Source organism: Pantoea sp. Cr_R13 (assembly GCF_029222565.1).
Taxonomy (GTDB): Bacteria; Pseudomonadota; Gammaproteobacteria; order Enterobacterales; family Enterobacteriaceae; genus Pantoea; species Pantoea eucalypti.
Window position 1 is genome coordinate 442331 of the sequence record NZ_JARHXL010000003.1, and the last position, 16541, is coordinate 458871.

21 protein-coding genes are annotated in these 16541 nt (G+C 55.9%); 13 read left to right on the forward strand and 8 right to left on the reverse strand.

Going from position 1 to position 16541, the window contains the following annotated elements; genetic code table 11:
* Positions 1–128 precede the first annotated feature (128 nt).
* The 5 genes from P2R09_RS03205 to grxB all read right to left on the reverse strand — a co-directional run bounded on the left by P2R09_RS03205 (position 129) and on the right by grxB (position 3358).
* Positions 129–401, reverse strand: a complete 273-nt coding sequence (locus P2R09_RS03205) for a hypothetical protein (protein ID WP_003849909.1) — start codon at positions 399–401, stop codon at positions 129–131.
* Between the two features lie 144 nt (positions 402–545).
* Positions 546–791 carry a DNA damage-inducible protein I gene (dinI, locus tag P2R09_RS03210; RefSeq protein ID WP_003849907.1) on the reverse strand — a complete coding sequence of 82 codons (246 nt, stop codon included), beginning with the start codon at positions 789–791 and terminating at the stop codon, positions 546–548.
* A 62-nt stretch (positions 792–853) separates the two neighbouring features.
* Positions 854–1897 carry a dihydroorotase gene (pyrC, locus tag P2R09_RS03215; protein WP_275767048.1) on the reverse strand — a complete coding sequence of 348 codons (1044 nt, stop codon included), beginning with the start codon at positions 1895–1897 and terminating at the stop codon, positions 854–856.
* Between the two features lie 134 nt (positions 1898–2031).
* Positions 2032–2595, reverse strand: a complete 564-nt coding sequence (locus P2R09_RS03220) for a lipoprotein (RefSeq protein WP_275767050.1) — start codon at positions 2593–2595, stop codon at positions 2032–2034.
* Between the two features lie 115 nt (positions 2596–2710).
* Entirely contained in the window at positions 2711–3358 is a 648-nt protein-coding gene (gene grxB, locus P2R09_RS03225; RefSeq protein WP_275767052.1) for a glutaredoxin 2, read from the reverse strand.
* A 299-nt stretch (positions 3359–3657) separates the two neighbouring features.
* Between grxB and rimJ the strand changes: the two genes are divergently transcribed.
* From rimJ to murJ, 4 genes are all read left to right on the forward strand, one after another.
* A complete protein-coding gene (rimJ, locus tag P2R09_RS03230; RefSeq protein ID WP_003849899.1) occupies positions 3658–4248 on the forward strand; it encodes a ribosomal protein S5-alanine N-acetyltransferase in 591 nt (196 codons plus the stop codon).
* Positions 4249–4264: 16 nt separating this feature from the next.
* Positions 4265–4903 (forward strand): DUF480 domain-containing protein, encoded by a 639-nt coding sequence (locus P2R09_RS03235; RefSeq protein WP_275767054.1) that lies wholly within the window; start codon positions 4265–4267, stop codon positions 4901–4903.
* Between the two features lies 1 nt (position 4904).
* Entirely contained in the window at positions 4905–5825 is a 921-nt protein-coding gene (locus tag P2R09_RS03240) for a Gfo/Idh/MocA family oxidoreductase (protein ID WP_275767056.1), read from the forward strand.
* 121 nt (positions 5826–5946) lie between these two features.
* The gene (gene murJ, locus P2R09_RS03245) at positions 5947–7485 is read left to right on the forward strand and encodes a murein biosynthesis integral membrane protein MurJ (RefSeq protein WP_275767058.1); all 1539 of its coding nucleotides are present in this window, start codon (positions 5947–5949) and stop codon (positions 7483–7485) included.
* Positions 7486–7608: 123 nt separating this feature from the next.
* Here murJ and flgN read toward each other — a convergent pair whose 3' ends face one another.
* The 3 genes from flgN to flgA all read right to left on the reverse strand — a co-directional run bounded on the left by flgN (position 7609) and on the right by flgA (position 9119).
* Positions 7609–8040 (reverse strand): flagellar export chaperone FlgN, encoded by a 432-nt coding sequence (gene flgN, locus P2R09_RS03250; protein WP_003849895.1) that lies wholly within the window; start codon positions 8038–8040, stop codon positions 7609–7611.
* A 5-nt stretch (positions 8041–8045) separates the two neighbouring features.
* On the reverse strand, positions 8046–8354 hold the full coding sequence (gene flgM / locus P2R09_RS03255) for a flagellar biosynthesis anti-sigma factor FlgM (protein WP_003849894.1): 309 nt from the start codon (positions 8352–8354) through the stop codon (positions 8046–8048).
* Positions 8355–8459: 105 nt separating this feature from the next.
* A complete protein-coding gene (flgA, locus tag P2R09_RS03260; protein ID WP_008925924.1) occupies positions 8460–9119 on the reverse strand; it encodes a flagellar basal body P-ring formation chaperone FlgA in 660 nt (219 codons plus the stop codon).
* A 154-nt stretch (positions 9120–9273) separates the two neighbouring features.
* Here flgA and flgB point away from each other — a divergent pair, with 154 nt between their 5' ends.
* From flgB to flgJ, 9 genes are read left to right on the forward strand one after another with little or no spacing between them, the layout of a single operon-like run.
* A complete protein-coding gene (flgB, locus tag P2R09_RS03265) occupies positions 9274–9687 on the forward strand; it encodes a flagellar basal body rod protein FlgB (protein WP_003849889.1) in 414 nt (137 codons plus the stop codon).
* Positions 9688–9689: 2 nt separating this feature from the next.
* Positions 9690–10094, forward strand: a complete 405-nt coding sequence (gene flgC / locus P2R09_RS03270) for a flagellar basal body rod protein FlgC (protein ID WP_003849888.1) — start codon at positions 9690–9692, stop codon at positions 10092–10094.
* Between the two features lie 12 nt (positions 10095–10106).
* Positions 10107–10781, forward strand: a complete 675-nt coding sequence (gene flgD / locus P2R09_RS03275; protein WP_275767064.1) for a flagellar hook assembly protein FlgD — start codon at positions 10107–10109, stop codon at positions 10779–10781.
* A 26-nt stretch (positions 10782–10807) separates the two neighbouring features.
* Complete coding sequence (flgE, locus tag P2R09_RS03280; RefSeq protein WP_003849884.1) at positions 10808–12064, forward strand: flagellar hook protein FlgE; 1257 nt, start codon at positions 10808–10810, stop codon at positions 12062–12064.
* 20 nt (positions 12065–12084) lie between these two features.
* A complete protein-coding gene (locus P2R09_RS03285) occupies positions 12085–12840 on the forward strand; it encodes a flagellar basal body rod protein FlgF (protein WP_008925926.1) in 756 nt (251 codons plus the stop codon).
* A 17-nt stretch (positions 12841–12857) separates the two neighbouring features.
* Positions 12858–13640, forward strand: coding sequence for a flagellar basal-body rod protein FlgG (gene flgG / locus P2R09_RS03290; RefSeq protein ID WP_003849881.1), 783 nt, complete (start codon positions 12858–12860; stop codon positions 13638–13640).
* A gap of 60 nt (positions 13641–13700) precedes the next feature.
* The gene (locus tag P2R09_RS03295) at positions 13701–14411 is read left to right on the forward strand and encodes a flagellar basal body L-ring protein FlgH (RefSeq protein ID WP_008925927.1); all 711 of its coding nucleotides are present in this window, start codon (positions 13701–13703) and stop codon (positions 14409–14411) included.
* A gap of 9 nt (positions 14412–14420) precedes the next feature.
* On the forward strand, positions 14421–15530 hold the full coding sequence (locus P2R09_RS03300; RefSeq protein ID WP_192377522.1) for a flagellar basal body P-ring protein FlgI: 1110 nt from the start codon (positions 14421–14423) through the stop codon (positions 15528–15530).
* Positions 15530–16492: a flagellar assembly peptidoglycan hydrolase FlgJ gene (gene flgJ, locus P2R09_RS03305; RefSeq protein ID WP_003849878.1), complete on the forward strand. Its 963-nt coding sequence runs from the start codon at positions 15530–15532 to the stop codon at positions 16490–16492. The genes P2R09_RS03300 and flgJ overlap by 1 nt, the downstream gene beginning before the upstream one ends.
* Positions 16493–16541: the final 49 nt, after the last annotated feature.

Sequence of the window (16541 nt, forward strand, 5' to 3'; positions counted from 1 at the left end):
TGAGTCAGCTTCTCACAGAATATTTGCGTTTGAAAGGCGCGGAGGAAAAAATAAAATGCCTGACAGGCAGGCATTTTAATCACTATTCATTGGGCAGGCAAAAAGTGGCTTAAGCCACGTGAGCGTGCTTAAAGTGTCGGGCTTTCTGGCACGATGCCGCCGCCACGTTTCTGCAGTGTTTCTGCCAGACGGGCAAAGTGCTGCTGAAGCTGTTCATCATGGTTTTGATTTTGGGCTTCCAGCGACAGATTGTGCACCAGCAGCTGACTGGCGCGATCGTCAAGACAGAAAATCAGACTGGAAAAGGCATTTTCCAGCACCGTCAAACGACGCTGTTGATCACCAATCAGTGCTAACAACTCACCAAAGGTCATCGCCTCTTCCGGTTTATCAGTAGTCATGGTGCGCACCTCCTGTTATGCGTGACGAGCGCAAGGATAGGGCATTGATCATTAAGAGTCTAGATGCAGAGAGGGGGAAGTGCGAGAGGGAAGAAAAGATAAAAAAACCGGGTGGCGACACCCGGAAAAAAAGCACAGTGGCGGTTAATCAGTAATGAACCAGTCATCAGCACTTTCCCACGTCTGCTGCAGGATTTCGCTGATCTGGTCGCGCGTCTCTTTTCCACCGCCCAGCACGCTGAGATTATTGGCACTGGCGTAACGTACCTTGACGTGATTGGTCGAGTCAGGGAACTGTTCATCAATGCGGCGCGATAATTCATCGCTTAACGCTTCAATCGCGCCAGCAGGAAGAGGTCGGGTATTGGATACGGTAATTTCAACGCGCATAATAGCCTCCGGTTAAGATACTGTATATATTTACAGTATAGGCGAGCCGGAGGCAAGTAAAATTATGCGATGCGCCAGTTCAGTGTCTCACCCGCCAGGAACGGCACCAGAGCGTGGCTGCCGAGCGCGATTGATTCAGGCACCTGCCAGGGCTCACGCACCAGCGTAATCGTTCCTTCATTCAGCGGCAGGCCGTAGAAACGCGGCCCATTCTCAGAACAGAATGCTTCGAAATGTTCCAGCGCGTTCAGCTCTTCGAAAACGGTGGCGTAAGCGGGCAATGACGTTGGCGCATTAAACACGCCAGCGCAGCCGCAGCTGGCTTCTTTGAGATGGCGCAGATGCGGCGCAGTGTCAGTGCCGAGGAAGAAGCGTGGGTTTCCGCTTGCTACCACCTTACGCAGCGCTTCCTGATGCACGTTGCGCTTAAGGATCGGCAGGCAGTAGAGGTGCGGACGAATACCGCCTACCAGCATATGGTTGCGGTTAAACATCAGATGCTGCGGGGTAATGGTTGCGCCCAGCGTCTCATCGGCGGCGGCGACATAGTCAGCAGCGTCCTGCGTGGTAATGTGTTCCATCACCACCTTCAATGCCTGAAACTGGCTGCGCAGCGGCACCATTACGGTTTCGATAAACCGGGCTTCACGGTCAAAAATATCAACGTGCGCATCGGTAACTTCACCGTGGATCAGCAGCGGCATACCGAGCTTCTGCATACGCTCCAGCACGCGGGCAATCGACGCGATGTTGGTGACGCCATGGCTGGAGTTGGTGGTGGCGTGCGCCGGATAAAGCTTAGCTGCAGTGAACAACCCCGAGGTAAAACCGCGCTCCAGCTCATCAGGATCCAGCGAGTCGGTCAGATAGCAGGTCATCAGCGGCGTAAAGGCGTGTCCGGTGGGCAGCGCCGCCAGGATACGATCGCGGTACGCTTCACCTGCCGCCACGCTGGTCACCGGCGGAACCAGGTTCGGCATGACAATGGCACGACCATTCACCGCGCTGGTATAGGGCAGGACCGTGTTGAGCATCTCATCATCACGCAGATGAATATGCCAGTCGTCAGGGCGACGCAGGGTAAGTTGCTGAGGTTGTGCTGTCATCAGTGAAGCTCCGGCAGAAGGGAAACAAAAGGCATGTTTTGGCCGGGGTCTAAGCATAAGGATTCAGGCAACCGTTTGCACCTGCTTTTTATGCCGATAAAGAAAATCCGCGCCATAAGGCGCGGAGATCGGGGTTACTGTGTGAGCGGAATGACCAGTTCTCCCGGTTTCACTTCCAGTCCTTTGGCAAATTTCTTCGCCAGCGACTCGCCTTTACTGCGGTCAGCACTCAGCACATAGGCCGGATTTTGATCAAAATAGCTTTTGAGTGACTGATTCAGGTATGGCGTCAGCGTCTTCATAATTGACGCCATTTTTTCCGGGGCAACCTGCGTATCTACAATCTCCAGATCGCGAAGATATATGGCGCCCTGCTGCGGCTCATAAACCGGCTGAGCACGCATCTTCAATTGCATATCGGCCTGCTGAGGACCAAACAGTGAGGTGACGTTAATTTTTGCATTGCCGGAAAGTGTCACTTTTCCGGGTTCTTCGCGACCAATCTGACTGGTCAGGTTGTTCAGCACGATATGTGCGTTAACCAGTCCGGAGACACCAATGTCTTTCTCATAGTTGTTGTGCTTCTGCAGCGCCTGATTCACTTCCTGTTCGCTGATGGTGTATTGGGTCAGTTGATTACATCCGCTCACCAGCAGCGCAATCAACAGGGCCGTCAGCCCGAAAAATGCCTTTTTCATCGATCTTTATCCTGAATATCAGAGCCAGTAAACAGGCTATAGCCTGCCTGAATGCGGGGCGGGTGTCATCAGGAAAGGGATGAGAAACGCCGCAGCGTCTCTCATCGCGGCAGGGTTAGTGGGCTATTGAAGAGAGAAGATTTACCTGGGTCTGTTTAGCCATATTATCGCGGTAGTCAGCGACCCGTGCTGGCCAGTCGATACCCGCCACCAGCGTCAGTGAGCGCAGCAGTGGAAAGAGATTAAAATCATCTTCTGACAGCTCGCCGTTCACCGCATTGGGCTGTTCGATTAATTTGTCCAGCTTGCGCAGATCCTGGCTGACATTTTTAATCAGCCCGGCCGAGTGACTTTTCAGCGCGTCAAAATCACCGATGCTTGCCTGCTTTTTGGTGTGGAAATAGTCACGCGCCTCCGGGGTAGCGAATTCGGCAAACGCCGACTCAGCAATGCGCGGCAGTAGCAGTTTGTTGACATAGCTATTCATATGACGCAGCCAGTCAGCGATTGCCGGATTCAGCGCGCCGGTAATCAGCGGCTCGCGATCCTGCTGATCGACATAATGCACAATATCCATACTCTCAGGCATCGCGCTGCCATCCTGCTTCTGCAGAATCGGCGCCATTTTCTGCCCAATCAACCGGTTCGGCGTCTCCTCGTCGTCGTTTAGCATCACCACCAGCTCAACCGGTTTGTTCTTCAGGCCAAAAATCATTCGCGCTTTAACGCAGAAAGGACAGTGGTCATAGATATAGAGCTTCATCCTGATCTCCCGGGTTTCAGAGGGTTATTGTTTAACAGAACGAATCAATTCTTTCTGTTTTCGGGCGTGTGAAAAGTATGGAAGAGATTACTCAACAGGGCAAACTCACCTGACAGAGGCATCACAGGATCCGCCGCTTAAACCAGCCATCCTGATGAATGAAAGCGGTGATAACAGAGCAAAATCAACCTCTTTATGGCGAAAAAGCTGTAACGTTTTACCGCAGCCCAGGCGACGGTTATAGTGAAAGCCGGTTAATGACGGCTCATCTTCATCAGCCATTGATTTCAGGAGTCAGGATGTTTGGCTATCGTTCTGCCGCGCCCAGGGTGCGATTAACCACCGATAGACTGGTGGTCCGTCTGGTTCACGAACGTGATGCCTGGCGAATGGCAGATTACTATTCGGAAAATCGCCAGTTTTTAAAACCCTGGGAACCGGTGCGCGATGACAGTCACTGCTATCCCTCAGGGTGGCAGGCAAGGCTCGGACTGATTTCGGACATGCATAAGCAGGGTTCCGCTTTCTATTTTATTCTCATGGACAGCGATGAAACCGAGGTGCGGGGCGTGGCGAATTTCAGCAACGTGCTGCGCGGATCGTTTCACGCCTGTTACCTTGGCTATTCACTGGGTGAAAAGTGGCAGGGACAAGGGCTGATGTTTGAGGCGTTGCAGGCGGCTATCCGCTATATGCAGCGCCAGCAGCATATTCATCGCATCATGGCGAACTACATGCCGCACAACCAGCGCAGCGGCGATCTTCTGGCGCGACTGGGTTTTGAGAAAGAGGGATACGCGAAAGATTATCTGCTAATTGATGGGCGCTGGCAGGATCACGTGCTGACAGCGTTAACTCTGCGGGAATGGACGCCTGACCGGCGTGGATAATGATGAGGATGCTAGCATGAAGATGGTTTTATCGGCGCAGGCGTTGCGCGTACTGGGCTGTCTGCTGGAGAAGCAGGTCACCACGCCGGAGCAGTATCCGCTGTCACTGAATGGTGTTGTGGTTGCCTGTAATCAGAAATCGAATCGCGATCCGGTCATGGAGCTAAGCGAAAGCGAGGTTCAGAATCAGCTCGATCTGCTGGAAAAGCGGCATCTGATCACCGCCAGCAGCGCCGCCGGGCAACGGGTAGTGAAATATGAGCAGCGTTTCTGTAACTCTGCGTTTGGCGCGCTGAAGCTCAACAGCGCGGAAGTCGCCCTGCTGACGCTGCTGCTGCTGCGTGGGCCACAAACACCTGGAGAACTGCGTACCCGCAGCGGTCGTCTGCATGAGTTCAGTGATGTCAGTGAGGTCGAGCAGACGCTGGAAGGGCTGATGCAGCGCGACGACAGTGCACAGGTTATCCGCCTGGCGCGAGAGCCGGGTAAGCGTGAAAGCCGCTTTATGCATCTGCTGAGTGATGAGAGTGATCAGCCACAGGCCGCTGACGCGCCGGAAGAGCAGGGCGAGCTGGCCACGCGCATTACCCGGCTGGAGCAGCAGGTCGCGGAGCTTCAGGCCCGACTCACCCAACTGCTGCAAACGGAGCGCTGAAATGACACTACGTATTGGGGTGGTGGGATTAGGCGGTATCGCGCAGAAAGCCTGGTTGCCTGTGCTTTCTGCGGCAACAGACTGGACGCTGGTGGGCGCATTCTCCCCGAACCAGGCCAAAGCCCGCCCAATCTGCGACAGTTATCGCATCTCAAATTTTGGTTCGTTAAATGATTTAGCGGCTGCCTGCGACGCGGTCTTTGTCCACACCAGCACCGCTACGCATTACGACGTGGTCAGGGCACTGCTGCTGGCCGGAAAAGATGTCTGTGTCGACAAGCCGCTGGCTGAAACTCTGGAGCAGGCTGAGTCGCTGGTGGCGCTGGCAGAAAAACGTCAGCGTAAACTGATGGTGGCGTTTAACCGTCGATTCGCGCCGCGCTATCAGCAGCTGCGGGCCAAGATGACCGACGCTGCCTCTCTGCGGATTGAAAAGCATCGCAGCGATAGCGTCGGGCCACAGGATCTTCGCTTTACCCTGCTCGACGATTACCTGCATGTGGTGGACACCGCACTCTGGCTGGGCGGCAAACCGTTTCGCCAGGTTCAGGGACGTATCGAGACCAACGAACAGGGACAGATGCTCTATGCTGAGCACCATTTCAGTGTTGAAGGATTAACGATCTCCACCAGCATGCACCGCCGCGCAGGCAGTCAGCGCGAGCGGGTCAGTGCGGTATGTGACGGTAAATGCATCGACATCAGCGAGATGCGCGACTGGCACGAAGAGCAGAGCGAGGGCCTGATAATTACGCAGCCACCCGCCTGGCAGAGCCATCTGGCTCAGCGCGGTTTCAGCGGCGCGGCGCACCATTTTATTGACTGTGTACAAAATCAGACGAAGCCTGAAACCAGCGGTGAACAGGCACTGATGGCGCAGCGTGTCGTGGAAAAACTGTGGCGCGAGGCCACCCGCGAATAACGCCTTGTAACACTCCGTGCTGGTCATTTCCCTCTGTGGCAGTAGACTGTCGCCGGGCATCCTCAGGTGCCCGCGCTAATTCTCCTTTTTTGCTGATTCTTTTCAGGATGCGCCGTCAATTATGAATTTGTTGAAATCGCTGGCAGCGGTCAGTTCTATGACCCTGTTTTCCCGCGTACTGGGCTTTGCCCGTGATGCCATCGTGGCGCGGGTGTTTGGCGCCGGAATGGCGACCGATGCGTTCTTTGTTGCGTTTAAACTGCCCAATCTGCTGCGGCGTATTTTTGCTGAAGGTGCATTTTCTCAGGCTTTCGTGCCGATTCTGGCTGAATACAAAAGTAAGCAGGGCGAAGAGGCGACCAGACTCTTCCTGGCTTACGTCTCGGGCCTGCTGACGCTGGCGCTGGCGCTGGTCACCGTGGCGGGCATGATCGCTGCGCCCTGGGTCATCATGGTCACGGCGCCCGGCTTTGCTGACAGTCCTGATAAGTTCGCGCTGACCAGCTCGCTGCTGCGGGTAACCTTCCCCTACATTATGCTGATTTCGCTGGCGTCGCTGGCGGGTGCGGTGCTCAACACCTGGAACCGTTTCTCGGTGCCAGCCTTTGCGCCGACTCTGCTGAACGTGAGCATGATTGGCTTTGCGCTGTTTGCTGCGCCGCACTTCCATCCACCGGTGATGGCGCTGGCCTGGGCCGTGGTGGCTGGCGGCGTGCTGCAACTTGGCTATCAGCTGCCGCACCTGAAGAAGCTGGGGATGCTGGTGCTTCCGCGCCTGAATCTGCGTGACGCGGGTGTCTGGCGGGTTATGCGTCAAATGGGGCCTGCCATTCTGGGCGTTTCCGTCAGTCAGATTTCCCTGATCATCAATACCATCTTCGCCTCATTCCTGGTCTCAGGTTCAGTCTCCTGGATGTACTATGCTGACCGTCTGATGGAGTTTCCCTCTGGTGTCCTCGGCGTGGCGTTGGGCACTATTCTGCTGCCATCGCTGGCTAAAAGTTTTGCCAGTGGCAACCATGATGAATATTCCCGACTAATGGACTGGGGTCTGCGCCTGTGCTTCCTGCTGGCACTGCCCAGCGCCGTAGCCTTGGGTATGCTCTCCGGCCCGCTGACCGTGGCACTGTTTCAGTACGGTAAATTTACCGCCTTTGATGCATTGATGACGCAGCGTGCCTTGATTGCTTACTCTGTCGGCCTGATGGGACTGATTGTGGTCAAGGTGCTTGCACCGGGCTTCTATTCCCGTCAGGACATCAAAACGCCGGTTAAAATTGCGATTATTACTCTGATCATGACGCAGGTAATGAACCTGGCGTTTATTGGTCCGCTGAAACATGCCGGTCTGTCACTGTCGATTGGTCTGGCAGCCTGTCTCAATGCGTCGCTGCTTTACTGGCAGTTGCGTAAGAAGAATATCTTTAACCCGCAGCCGGGCTGGAGTAGCTTCCTGATCCGCCTGCTGGTCGCGGTGGTGGTCATGGCGGGTGCACTGTTCGCCATGCTGCAGTGGATGCCCGCATGGGAGCAGGGTTCGATGTTATGGCGACTGCTGCGTCTGGCGGCGGTCTGTGCAGTCGGCGGCGGGGCCTATTTCCTGGCGCTGGGGCTGCTGGGCTTCCGGTTGCGTGACTATGCACGGCGCACGACGATATAAGTCAGCGCCTGAAATCAGAAAATAAAAAATCCCGCACCAGCGGGATTTTTTTCAGATCAGTGAAATTTTACAGAAACGCAAAAATCCCGCACCTGGCGGGATTTTTTTACGCTACTTTTTGGCTCAGGCTTTACGGCTTAACGTCGCCTGGCCTTTACCCATCCCATCCGGGCCATAAAAGGCCTGCGTCTGATGCGGCTTCAGCACTTCAAGCGCATTTTCGGTGTAGCGAATCTGATGTTGCAGCAGCAGGCCATTGTGGACATTGGCATCCTGCAGACGACGGGAATGCTGCTGGATCGTATCCCAGCGGCGAGCCATGTCGTTCTGACCACGATAAGGTGCTGATGTCGCCTGACTCTGTTCAGCGGCGCGACGCATCTCATCCAGATAGTTGAGCGTACTGAGCAGCGCGCTTTTATCTTCGGTGATACGCTGCAGCAGGTTGCTGTTAATGCTGCCCGCTGCCAGCTGCTGCTGCTCTTCTTCCAGCACGGCTGACAGCGATGCCAGCACGTCCTGCATCTTATCTAATGTGGTCTGCAAATTACTCATGGGAATTAGTTACCCTCTAAATACGCCTTGGTGTCGGCAATCAGCGCATCGGCGATTTTGCCGGTATCCATCTTCAGTTCGCCATTACGAATGGCGGTTTTCAGTTGTTCAACGCGCTCGACGTTAATATCTTTGCTGCTCGGCTGCATCAATTGCGCCTGCGCGCTGCTCAGGCTGACCTGGGCTGCTGCAGGGGTCGTGGCGGCTGCCACCGGGCTGGCGCTCTGGCGCACTTTGCTGTTACCGGACTCACTGCTATCGCGGCTCTGTACGGTGCTGGCGGGTTTCAGCGGTTGCGTTCTGTCAATGCTCATGTTCGGGCTCCTGTACGGTCAGGGGGAAGTCTGCCACCTGAATCATAATAGCGTTATCGCTTTGTTGATTCTTCTATCGGCAGCACTTAGGGCTTCTTTAACACTTTACAGCGTTATAAGAATATTCCCATCCTCCCGGACCTTACCGCTGACAACCTGGCCATTTCCCATCCGGACGCGGACCGACTGCGATCGGGCGGCATTGTTCAGCGCCTTGCCCTCACCGCTGGCATCAAATCCATCACCACTGGCAATCACCATCACATTCTGACCCGCCTTAACCCGCCATGGCTGACGCAGCGTGGACGGATTAATTGGCTGTCCGGGCTGGATATCGCGCAGCACCACAGCATCGGCGACCGAGTCCGCATTCAGCAGGGCGCGGGCAGGCAGGGTGTCCAGGCGGCCGGTCTGCAGCGTGAAATCGCTCTCGCTGACGCTACTGCCCTGACTCAGCAGCCGGTTCGCTACCAGATAAGATCCGGTGACCTGGACCTGTACCTGGATATAACGGCGATTCTCGCCGCAGTTTGCCGCCACGCTCATATTGCCCCACAACCGGCTGTTGCCGGGCAGCGTGAACTGTGGCGCCTCACAGGCTGGCCACTGTTCTTTCGGCGTGCGAACCACTACGACCATGCCAGCAGCATGCTGGGCGTCACGCGCTTTAAAAAATTGATTCAGTTGTGCATTGAGATCCCCGGCAGAAGCTGGCAGGGCAATCACGACCAGCAGACTGGTCAGCAGGGTCAGATATCGACGCATTGTGCATTTCCTCACTGATGATGGCGACGAGTGTAACCTTTAAGAAAAATCCTCAATTGTCAAAATAGCGGCCATTTAAGTCGCTATTCAGACGATGACGTCTTGCTTTTTCAAATTAAGCTGCGAGCTCGAAATTCTCATACGCGGAGGAAACATGCTCGACAAACTGGATGCGGCGCTGAAATTTGGTACGGAGGCCCTCAACCTGCGTGCTCAACGTCAGGAGATCCTGGCGTCAAATATTGCCAACGCCGATACCCCTGGATATCAGGCCCGGGATATCGACTTTGCAAGCGAGCTGAGTCGGGTGATGTCCAATGGTCGTGCGGAAGGCAGCAGCATGGCGTTAAAAGTCACGTCAGCCCGGCACATTGAAGCACAGACAAACGGCGCACCATCGATGGATATGCTTTATCGCATTCCCGATCAGCCTTCTGCCGACGGCAACACCGTAGATATGGACCGTGAGCGTACGCAGTTCGCGGATAACAGCCTGAAATATCAAACCGACCTCACCCTCATCAGTAGCCAGATCAAAGGCATGATGAGCGTGTTACAAGGGCAATAATTATGGCCTTGCTGAATATTTTTGACATTGCCGGCTCAGCGATGACCGCGCAATCACAGCGATTAAACGTCAGTGCCAGTAACCTGGCGAACGCCGACAGCGTCACCGGCCCTGATGGTAAGCCTTATGTTGCTAAGCAGGTGGTCTTCCAGACCGATGCGGCACCCGGCTCCGCCACCGGCGGTGTGAAAGTGGCAAAGGTCGTGGATGATCCCACACCCGCAAAGCTGGTGTATGACCCGGGCAATCCCATGGCTGATGCCAAAGGCTACGTGAAGATGCCGAACGTGGATGTGGTTTCTGAAAGCGTCAACACCATGTCGGCGTCACGCAGTTACCAGGCCAACGTTGAAGTGCTCAACACCGTGAAGTCGATGATGATGAAAACCCTGACCCTTGGGCAATAACGGAGAAAATTTATGGCTATCGCGGTAGGCGTTAACGACAAGCTGGACCCCACGGTTCTTAGCTCTTCTAACACCAGTGGCACGGGCAACAATGCACAGGATCTGCAGAACCAGTTCCTGACCATGCTGGTGACGCAGTTAAAGAACCAGGATCCTACGAATCCTATGGATAACAGCCAGCTCACCACGCAGCTGGCACAGATCAATACCCTGAGCGGCATTGAAAAACTGAATACCACGCTGGGATCGATCTCCGGCCAGATCAACACCAGCCAGTCACTGCAGAGCTCTACGCTGATTGGGCATGGCGTAATGGTCAATGGCGGACAGATTCTGGTCGGCAAAGGCACCACGACGCCATTTGGCGTTGAACTGGCCTCTGCCTCAACCGGCGCAACCGCCACCATTACAGATGCCAATGGCTCGGTAATCAACACCGTCGATCTGGGCGCGCTGAGCGCCGGCGTGCACACCTTCTCGTGGGACGGCAAGCTCACCGATGGCTCCATTGCGCCAGATGGTAAATACAGCGTTGCGATTGCCGCAAGCAATGGCAACACACAACTGGTGGCACAACCGCTTAACTACGCCTACGTCAATGGGGTGAGTACAGCGAACAACACCACAAAACTGGATCTCGGCACCATGGGCTCCGCCACCCTTGACGACGTACGTCAGATTCTCTGATTAACCTGTAGACAGGAAACAAACACATGTCATTTTCCCAAGCGGTCAGCGGCCTTGGTGCTGCTTCAAGTAACCTTGATGTCATCGGTAACAACATTGCTAACTCCGCCACAGCGGGCTTTAAATCGAGCACCATCGCGTTTGCCGATATGTTTGCCGGTTCTAACGTTGGCCTCGGCACCAAAGTCGCTGCGGTAATCCAGAACTTTAACGATGGTGCGACCACCACCACCAGCCGTGGCCTGGACGTTGCGCTGAGCGGTAACGGTTTCTTCCGTATGACCGACAGCAGCGGCGGCGTCTTCTATTCACGTAATGGCCAGTTAACGCTGGATGCCAACCGTAACCTGGTCAACACCCAGGGTCTGAACGTGACCGGCTATCCGGCCAGCGGTTCACCGGCTACCATCCAGGCAGGTGCTAACCCGGTTGCACTGCGTATTCCTACTGAGCAGATGCCCGCCCGTGCGACTACCACCGCCGGTCTGGTTGCCAACCTGAACTCAACGGATACCACGCCATCCGTGCCTACCTTCTCGACGGCGAACGCAGACAGCTACAACAAGAAAACCACTGCAACCGTGTTCGACTCGCAGGGTAATGACCACGCGCTCGACATGTATTTCGCGAAAGACACCGCCAGCAACAGCTGGACCGTGCGCACCATTGATGCCAATACCGGCCTTTCAGCGGGCGATTTCAGAATGGCGTTTGACACCAGCGGTAAGCTGACCAGCGTCTCTAAACTGAATGCAAACGGTACGGTAGCGAGCACCACCACCGATGGCACTGTTGGCCTGACGCTGAACGTGGGCGGTGCCAATGGCGCAGTCGCCAATCAGCCCATCACTATGAGCATGCTGGGCAGCCTGCAGCAGAACACCGGCGCCACGAACTTTGGCAGCCCGACCCAGGATGGTTATGCCCCTGGCGATCTGACCAGCTACGCGATCAATAATGACGGCACCATCACCGGCAGCTACTCAAACCAGAAAACCCAGCTGCTGGGTCAGATCGTCCTCTCGAGCTTCTCGAACCCGGAAGGTCTGCAGTCTAAGGGCGATAACGTCTGGCAGGCGTCAAGCGCATCCGGTCAGGCAGCCATTGGTCTGGCTAACACCGGCACCTTTGGTTCACTGACCGCCGGCGCACTGGAATCTTCCAACGTCGACATGAGTAAAGAGCTGGTGAACATGATCGTGGCGCAGCGTAACTATCAGGCGAATGCGCAGACCATCAAAACTCAGGACCAGATTCTCAACACGCTGGTTAACTTACGTTAATTCGCTAACAGGATTGCCATATGGATCACGCGATATATACCGCGATGGGCGCGGCCAGCCAGACGCTGGATCAGCAGGCGGTGACCGCCAGCAACCTCGCCAACGCCTCTACACCGGGTTTTCGTGCGCAGCTGAATGCACTGCGCGCAGTACCGGTGAGTGGCTGGTCGCTGCCAACCCGTACGCTGGTCGCCGCCTCTACACCCGGCGCCGACATGAGTCAGGGCGCGATGGATTACACCGAGCGTCCGCTCGATGTGGCGGTGCAGCAGGATGGCTGGCTGGCGGTACGTACCGCTGACGGCAGCGAAGCCTACACGCGTAACGGCAATATGCAAATCAGTCCGACCGGTACGCTGACGGTTCAGGGCAATCCTGTGATGGGCGATGGCGGTCCGATTGTGATCCCGCAGGGCACTGAAATCACCATTGCTGCTGACGGCTCGATCACCGGGCTGAATGCCGGTGATTCGCCAAATGCCACGGTACAGCTGGGCAAGCTGAAGCTGGTCAGGGCTACCGGGCAGGAGCTGCAGCGCAGTGATGACGGCATGTTCCGTCCTACTGCGTCGACGCAGGCGACCCGCGGAGCCGCGTTACAGGCGGATCCCACCATGCAGGTTATGCCTGGCGTACTGGAAGGCAGCAACGTCAAACCGGTAGAAACCATGGTCGATATGATCGCCAACGCCCGACGTTTTGAGATGCAGATGAAAGTCATCACCAACGTCGACGAAAATGAACAAAAAGCCAACCAGCTCCTGAGCATGGGCTGAGGCACGAGGATAACAACATGATTCGTTCTTTATGGATCGCTAAGACCGGTCTTGATGCGCAGCAGATGAACATGGACGTCATTGCCAACAACCTGGCAAACGTCAGCACCAACGGCTTTAAGCGTTCACGTGCCGTGTTCGAAGACCTGATGTACCAGACCATGCGCCAGCCGGGCACCCAGTCATCAGAACAGACGACGCTGCCATCGGGTTTGCAGATTGGTACCGGTGTCCGTCCGGTGACGACGGAGCGTCTGCATACTCAGGGCAACCTGTCGCAGACCAGCAACTCGAAAGATATCGCCATTAATGGCCAGGGTTATTTCCAGATTCAGATGCCGGATGGCACCTCGGCTTATACCCGTGACGGCGCGTTTCAGGTTGATCAGAACGGCCAGCTGGTGACCAACTCCGGCTTCCCGGTGCAGCCAGGCATTACCATTCCCGCTAACGCCACCAGCATTACGGTGTCGCGTGACGGTGTGGTCAGCGTGACGCAGCAGGGTCAGGCTCAGGCCGCGCAGGTTGGTCAGTTAACCCTGAGCACCTTTATGAATGATGCCGGTCTCGATAGCGTGGGTGAAAACCTCTACAAAGAAACACAGGCATCGGGCGCACCGACAGACAGCACCCCAGGCCAGAACGGCGCGGGTCTGCTCTATCAGGGCTACACCGAAACCTCAAACGTTAACGTAGCGGAAGAGCTGGTCACCATGATCCAGACGCAGCGTGCCTACGAAATCAACAGCAAGGCGATCAGCACTTCCGATCAGATGCTGGCGAAATTAACGCAGCTTTAATCCCGAACAGGGCCAGCCCGTGCTGGCCTGAATGACAGACATTAATAAGGTCGTGACACCGTGGCGAAGCAACAGATTCTCAAGCCTGGACATTGGTTAGTCGCCTCGTTGCTGCTAACTCTTAACGGATGTGCTCTGGTCCCGCGTACCCCGCTGGTCGAAGGTGCAACCACAGCGCAACCTATGCCGTCCGCGCCACCGGTGGTCAACGGCTCCATATTCCAGGGCGTCGCGCCGCTTAACTACGGCTATCAGCCGCTGTTTGAAGATCGTCGTCCGCGTAACATCGGCGATACCCTGACCATTACGCTGCAGGAAAACGTCAGCGCCAGCAAAAGCTCCTCGGCCAGTGCCAGCCGCGATGGCAGCAACAGCCTGGGTATAACCGGGGTGCCGACAGGCCTCGCCGGTCTGGTCGGTGCAGGTGGCGAAAAAGCCAATCTCAGCGCCGAAGGCAAAAACGATTTCGCAGGTAAAGGCGGCGCATCTGCCAATAATACCTTTACCGGCACCATTACCGTCACCGTGGACCAGGTGTTGTCAAACGGCAACCTGCACGTGGTGGGCGAAAAACAGATCGCCATTAATCAGGGCACGGAGTTCATTCGCTTCTCAGGCGTGGTCAATCCGCGCACCATCAGCGCCAGTAACGCCGTGTTATCTACCGCTGTCGCCGATGCACGTATTGAGTACGTCGGAAATGGTTATATCAATGAGGCGCAGACCATGGGCTGGTTCCAGCGTTTCTTCCTGAACATCTCGCCGATGTAAGAGGTTTCAATGAAAAAGTTAACGCTGTTACGCGCCGGGCTGGCGCTGCTGCTGGGCGTCAGCCTGCTGGCCAAAGCCGATTTGATTCGTGATTTAACCACGGTACAGGGCGTGCGTGACAACCAGCTGCTGGGCTACGGCCTGGTGGTGGGTCTGGATGGCACGGGTGACCAGACCACCCAGACGCCATTTACTACGCAGACAGTGAGCAACATGCTGTCACAGCTGGGTATTACCGTGCCTGCCGGCACCAACATGCAGCTGAAAAACGTGGCGGCCGTCATGGTCACCGCCAAACTGCCTTCGTTTGCCCGTCAGGGACAGACGCTGGATGTGGTGGTCTCCTCGCTGGGTAACGCCAAAAGCCTGCGTGGTGGCACGCTGTTAATGACGCCGATGAAAGGGGTTGATAACCAGGTTTACGCGCTGGCGCAGGGTAATATTCTGGTCGGCGGTGCTGGTGCATCAGCAGGCGGCAGCAGTGTTCAGGTTAACCAGCTGAACGGTGGACGTATCACCGGCGGGGCAACCGTAGAGCGTGAACTGCAGAGCAACTTTGGTACGCAGAACACCATCAACCTGCAGCTTAACAGCGAAGATTTCTCAATGGCACAGCGTATTGCTGATGCAATCAACGCCCGTGGCGGTTACGGCGCGGCACAGCCGCTGGATGCCCGTACTGTGCAGATCCGCGTGTCACCTAATAATGGTGCGCAGGTGCGCCTGCTGGCTGAGATCCAGAACATTAATGTGTCGATTCAGGTAGAAGATGCCAAAGTGATCATCAACTCCCGTACCGGCTCAGTCGTTATGAACCGTGAAGTGACGCTGAATCAGTGTGCGGTAGCCCAGGGCAACCTGTCGGTGACGGTTAACCAGCAGCAGAACGTGAGTCAGCCTGATACACCGTTGGCCGGTGGTCAGACGGTCGCGACGACGCAGACGCAGATCGATCTGCGCCAGACCGGCGGTGCGCTGCAACGTGTTAACGCCAGCGCCAACCTGAATAACGTGGTGCGTGCACTGAATGCGCTGGGTGCGTCACCGATCGAACTGATGTCGATTCTGCAGTCGATGCAGAGTGCCGGCTGTCTGCGTGCCAAACTGGAAATTATCTGATGGCTGACATGCAATCTCTGACAAGTTCGGCTTTTGACAGCCGCTCCCTGAATGAACTGAAACGCCAGGCCAGCAACGATCCGAAAGCACATGCGTTGCAGGTCGCGCGTCAGGTCGAAGGGATGTTTGTACAAATGATGCTGAAGAGTATGCGCGAGGCGTTGCCGCAGGACGGGATTATGGGCAACGAACAGACCAAACTTTTCACCTCGATGTATGATCAGCAGATTGCACAGGAGATGGGTAAGCGCGGCCTTGGCCTGGCGGAAACCATCGTCAAACAGATGCAGCCTGCCACCGCGCCGGATGAAAAAGCCGGTACGGTGCCGATGAAGCTGGATAACAGCTTCATTCTCAGCACCAGCGGGGCAAAACCCATGGCCGCGGAGCAGCTGGAGCAGATTGTGCGTAAGGCGATGCCGCGTCTGCCGCCGGTTGCGTCACCCACAGGCCTGCCCAGCGACAGCCGCGAGTTTATCGCCCAGCTGACGCAACCGGCGCAGGCAGCCAGTCAGCAGAGTGGCATTCCGCATCACCTGATTCTGGCGCAGGCTGCGCTGGAGTCGGGCTGGGGCCAGCGTCAGATCCTGACCCGCGACGGCAAACCGAGCTACAACGTGTTCGGGATTAAAGCCAGCGGCGACTGGAAAGGCGACACCACCGATATCATGACTACCGAATATGAGCAGGGTGAAGCGAAGAAAGTCCGTGCCAGCTTCCGTGTCTACAACTCTTATTTCGAGGCGCTGACTGACTACGTCAAACTCCTCACCAAAAACCCACGCTATGCGGCGGTGACCAACGCCACATCCGCGGAGCAGGGCGCGCAGGCATTGCAGGCGGCAGGGTATGCCACCGATCCGAAATATGCGCAAAAGCTGGTGGGAATGATTCAGCAATTCAAAAGTATGGGTGACAAAGTCGTCAAAGCGTACAGCCAGGATATGGGTGACCTGTTCTGATCATTGCGCCTCAAGTTTCACTTAAGCAAGCCGATAACATCCCTATAGC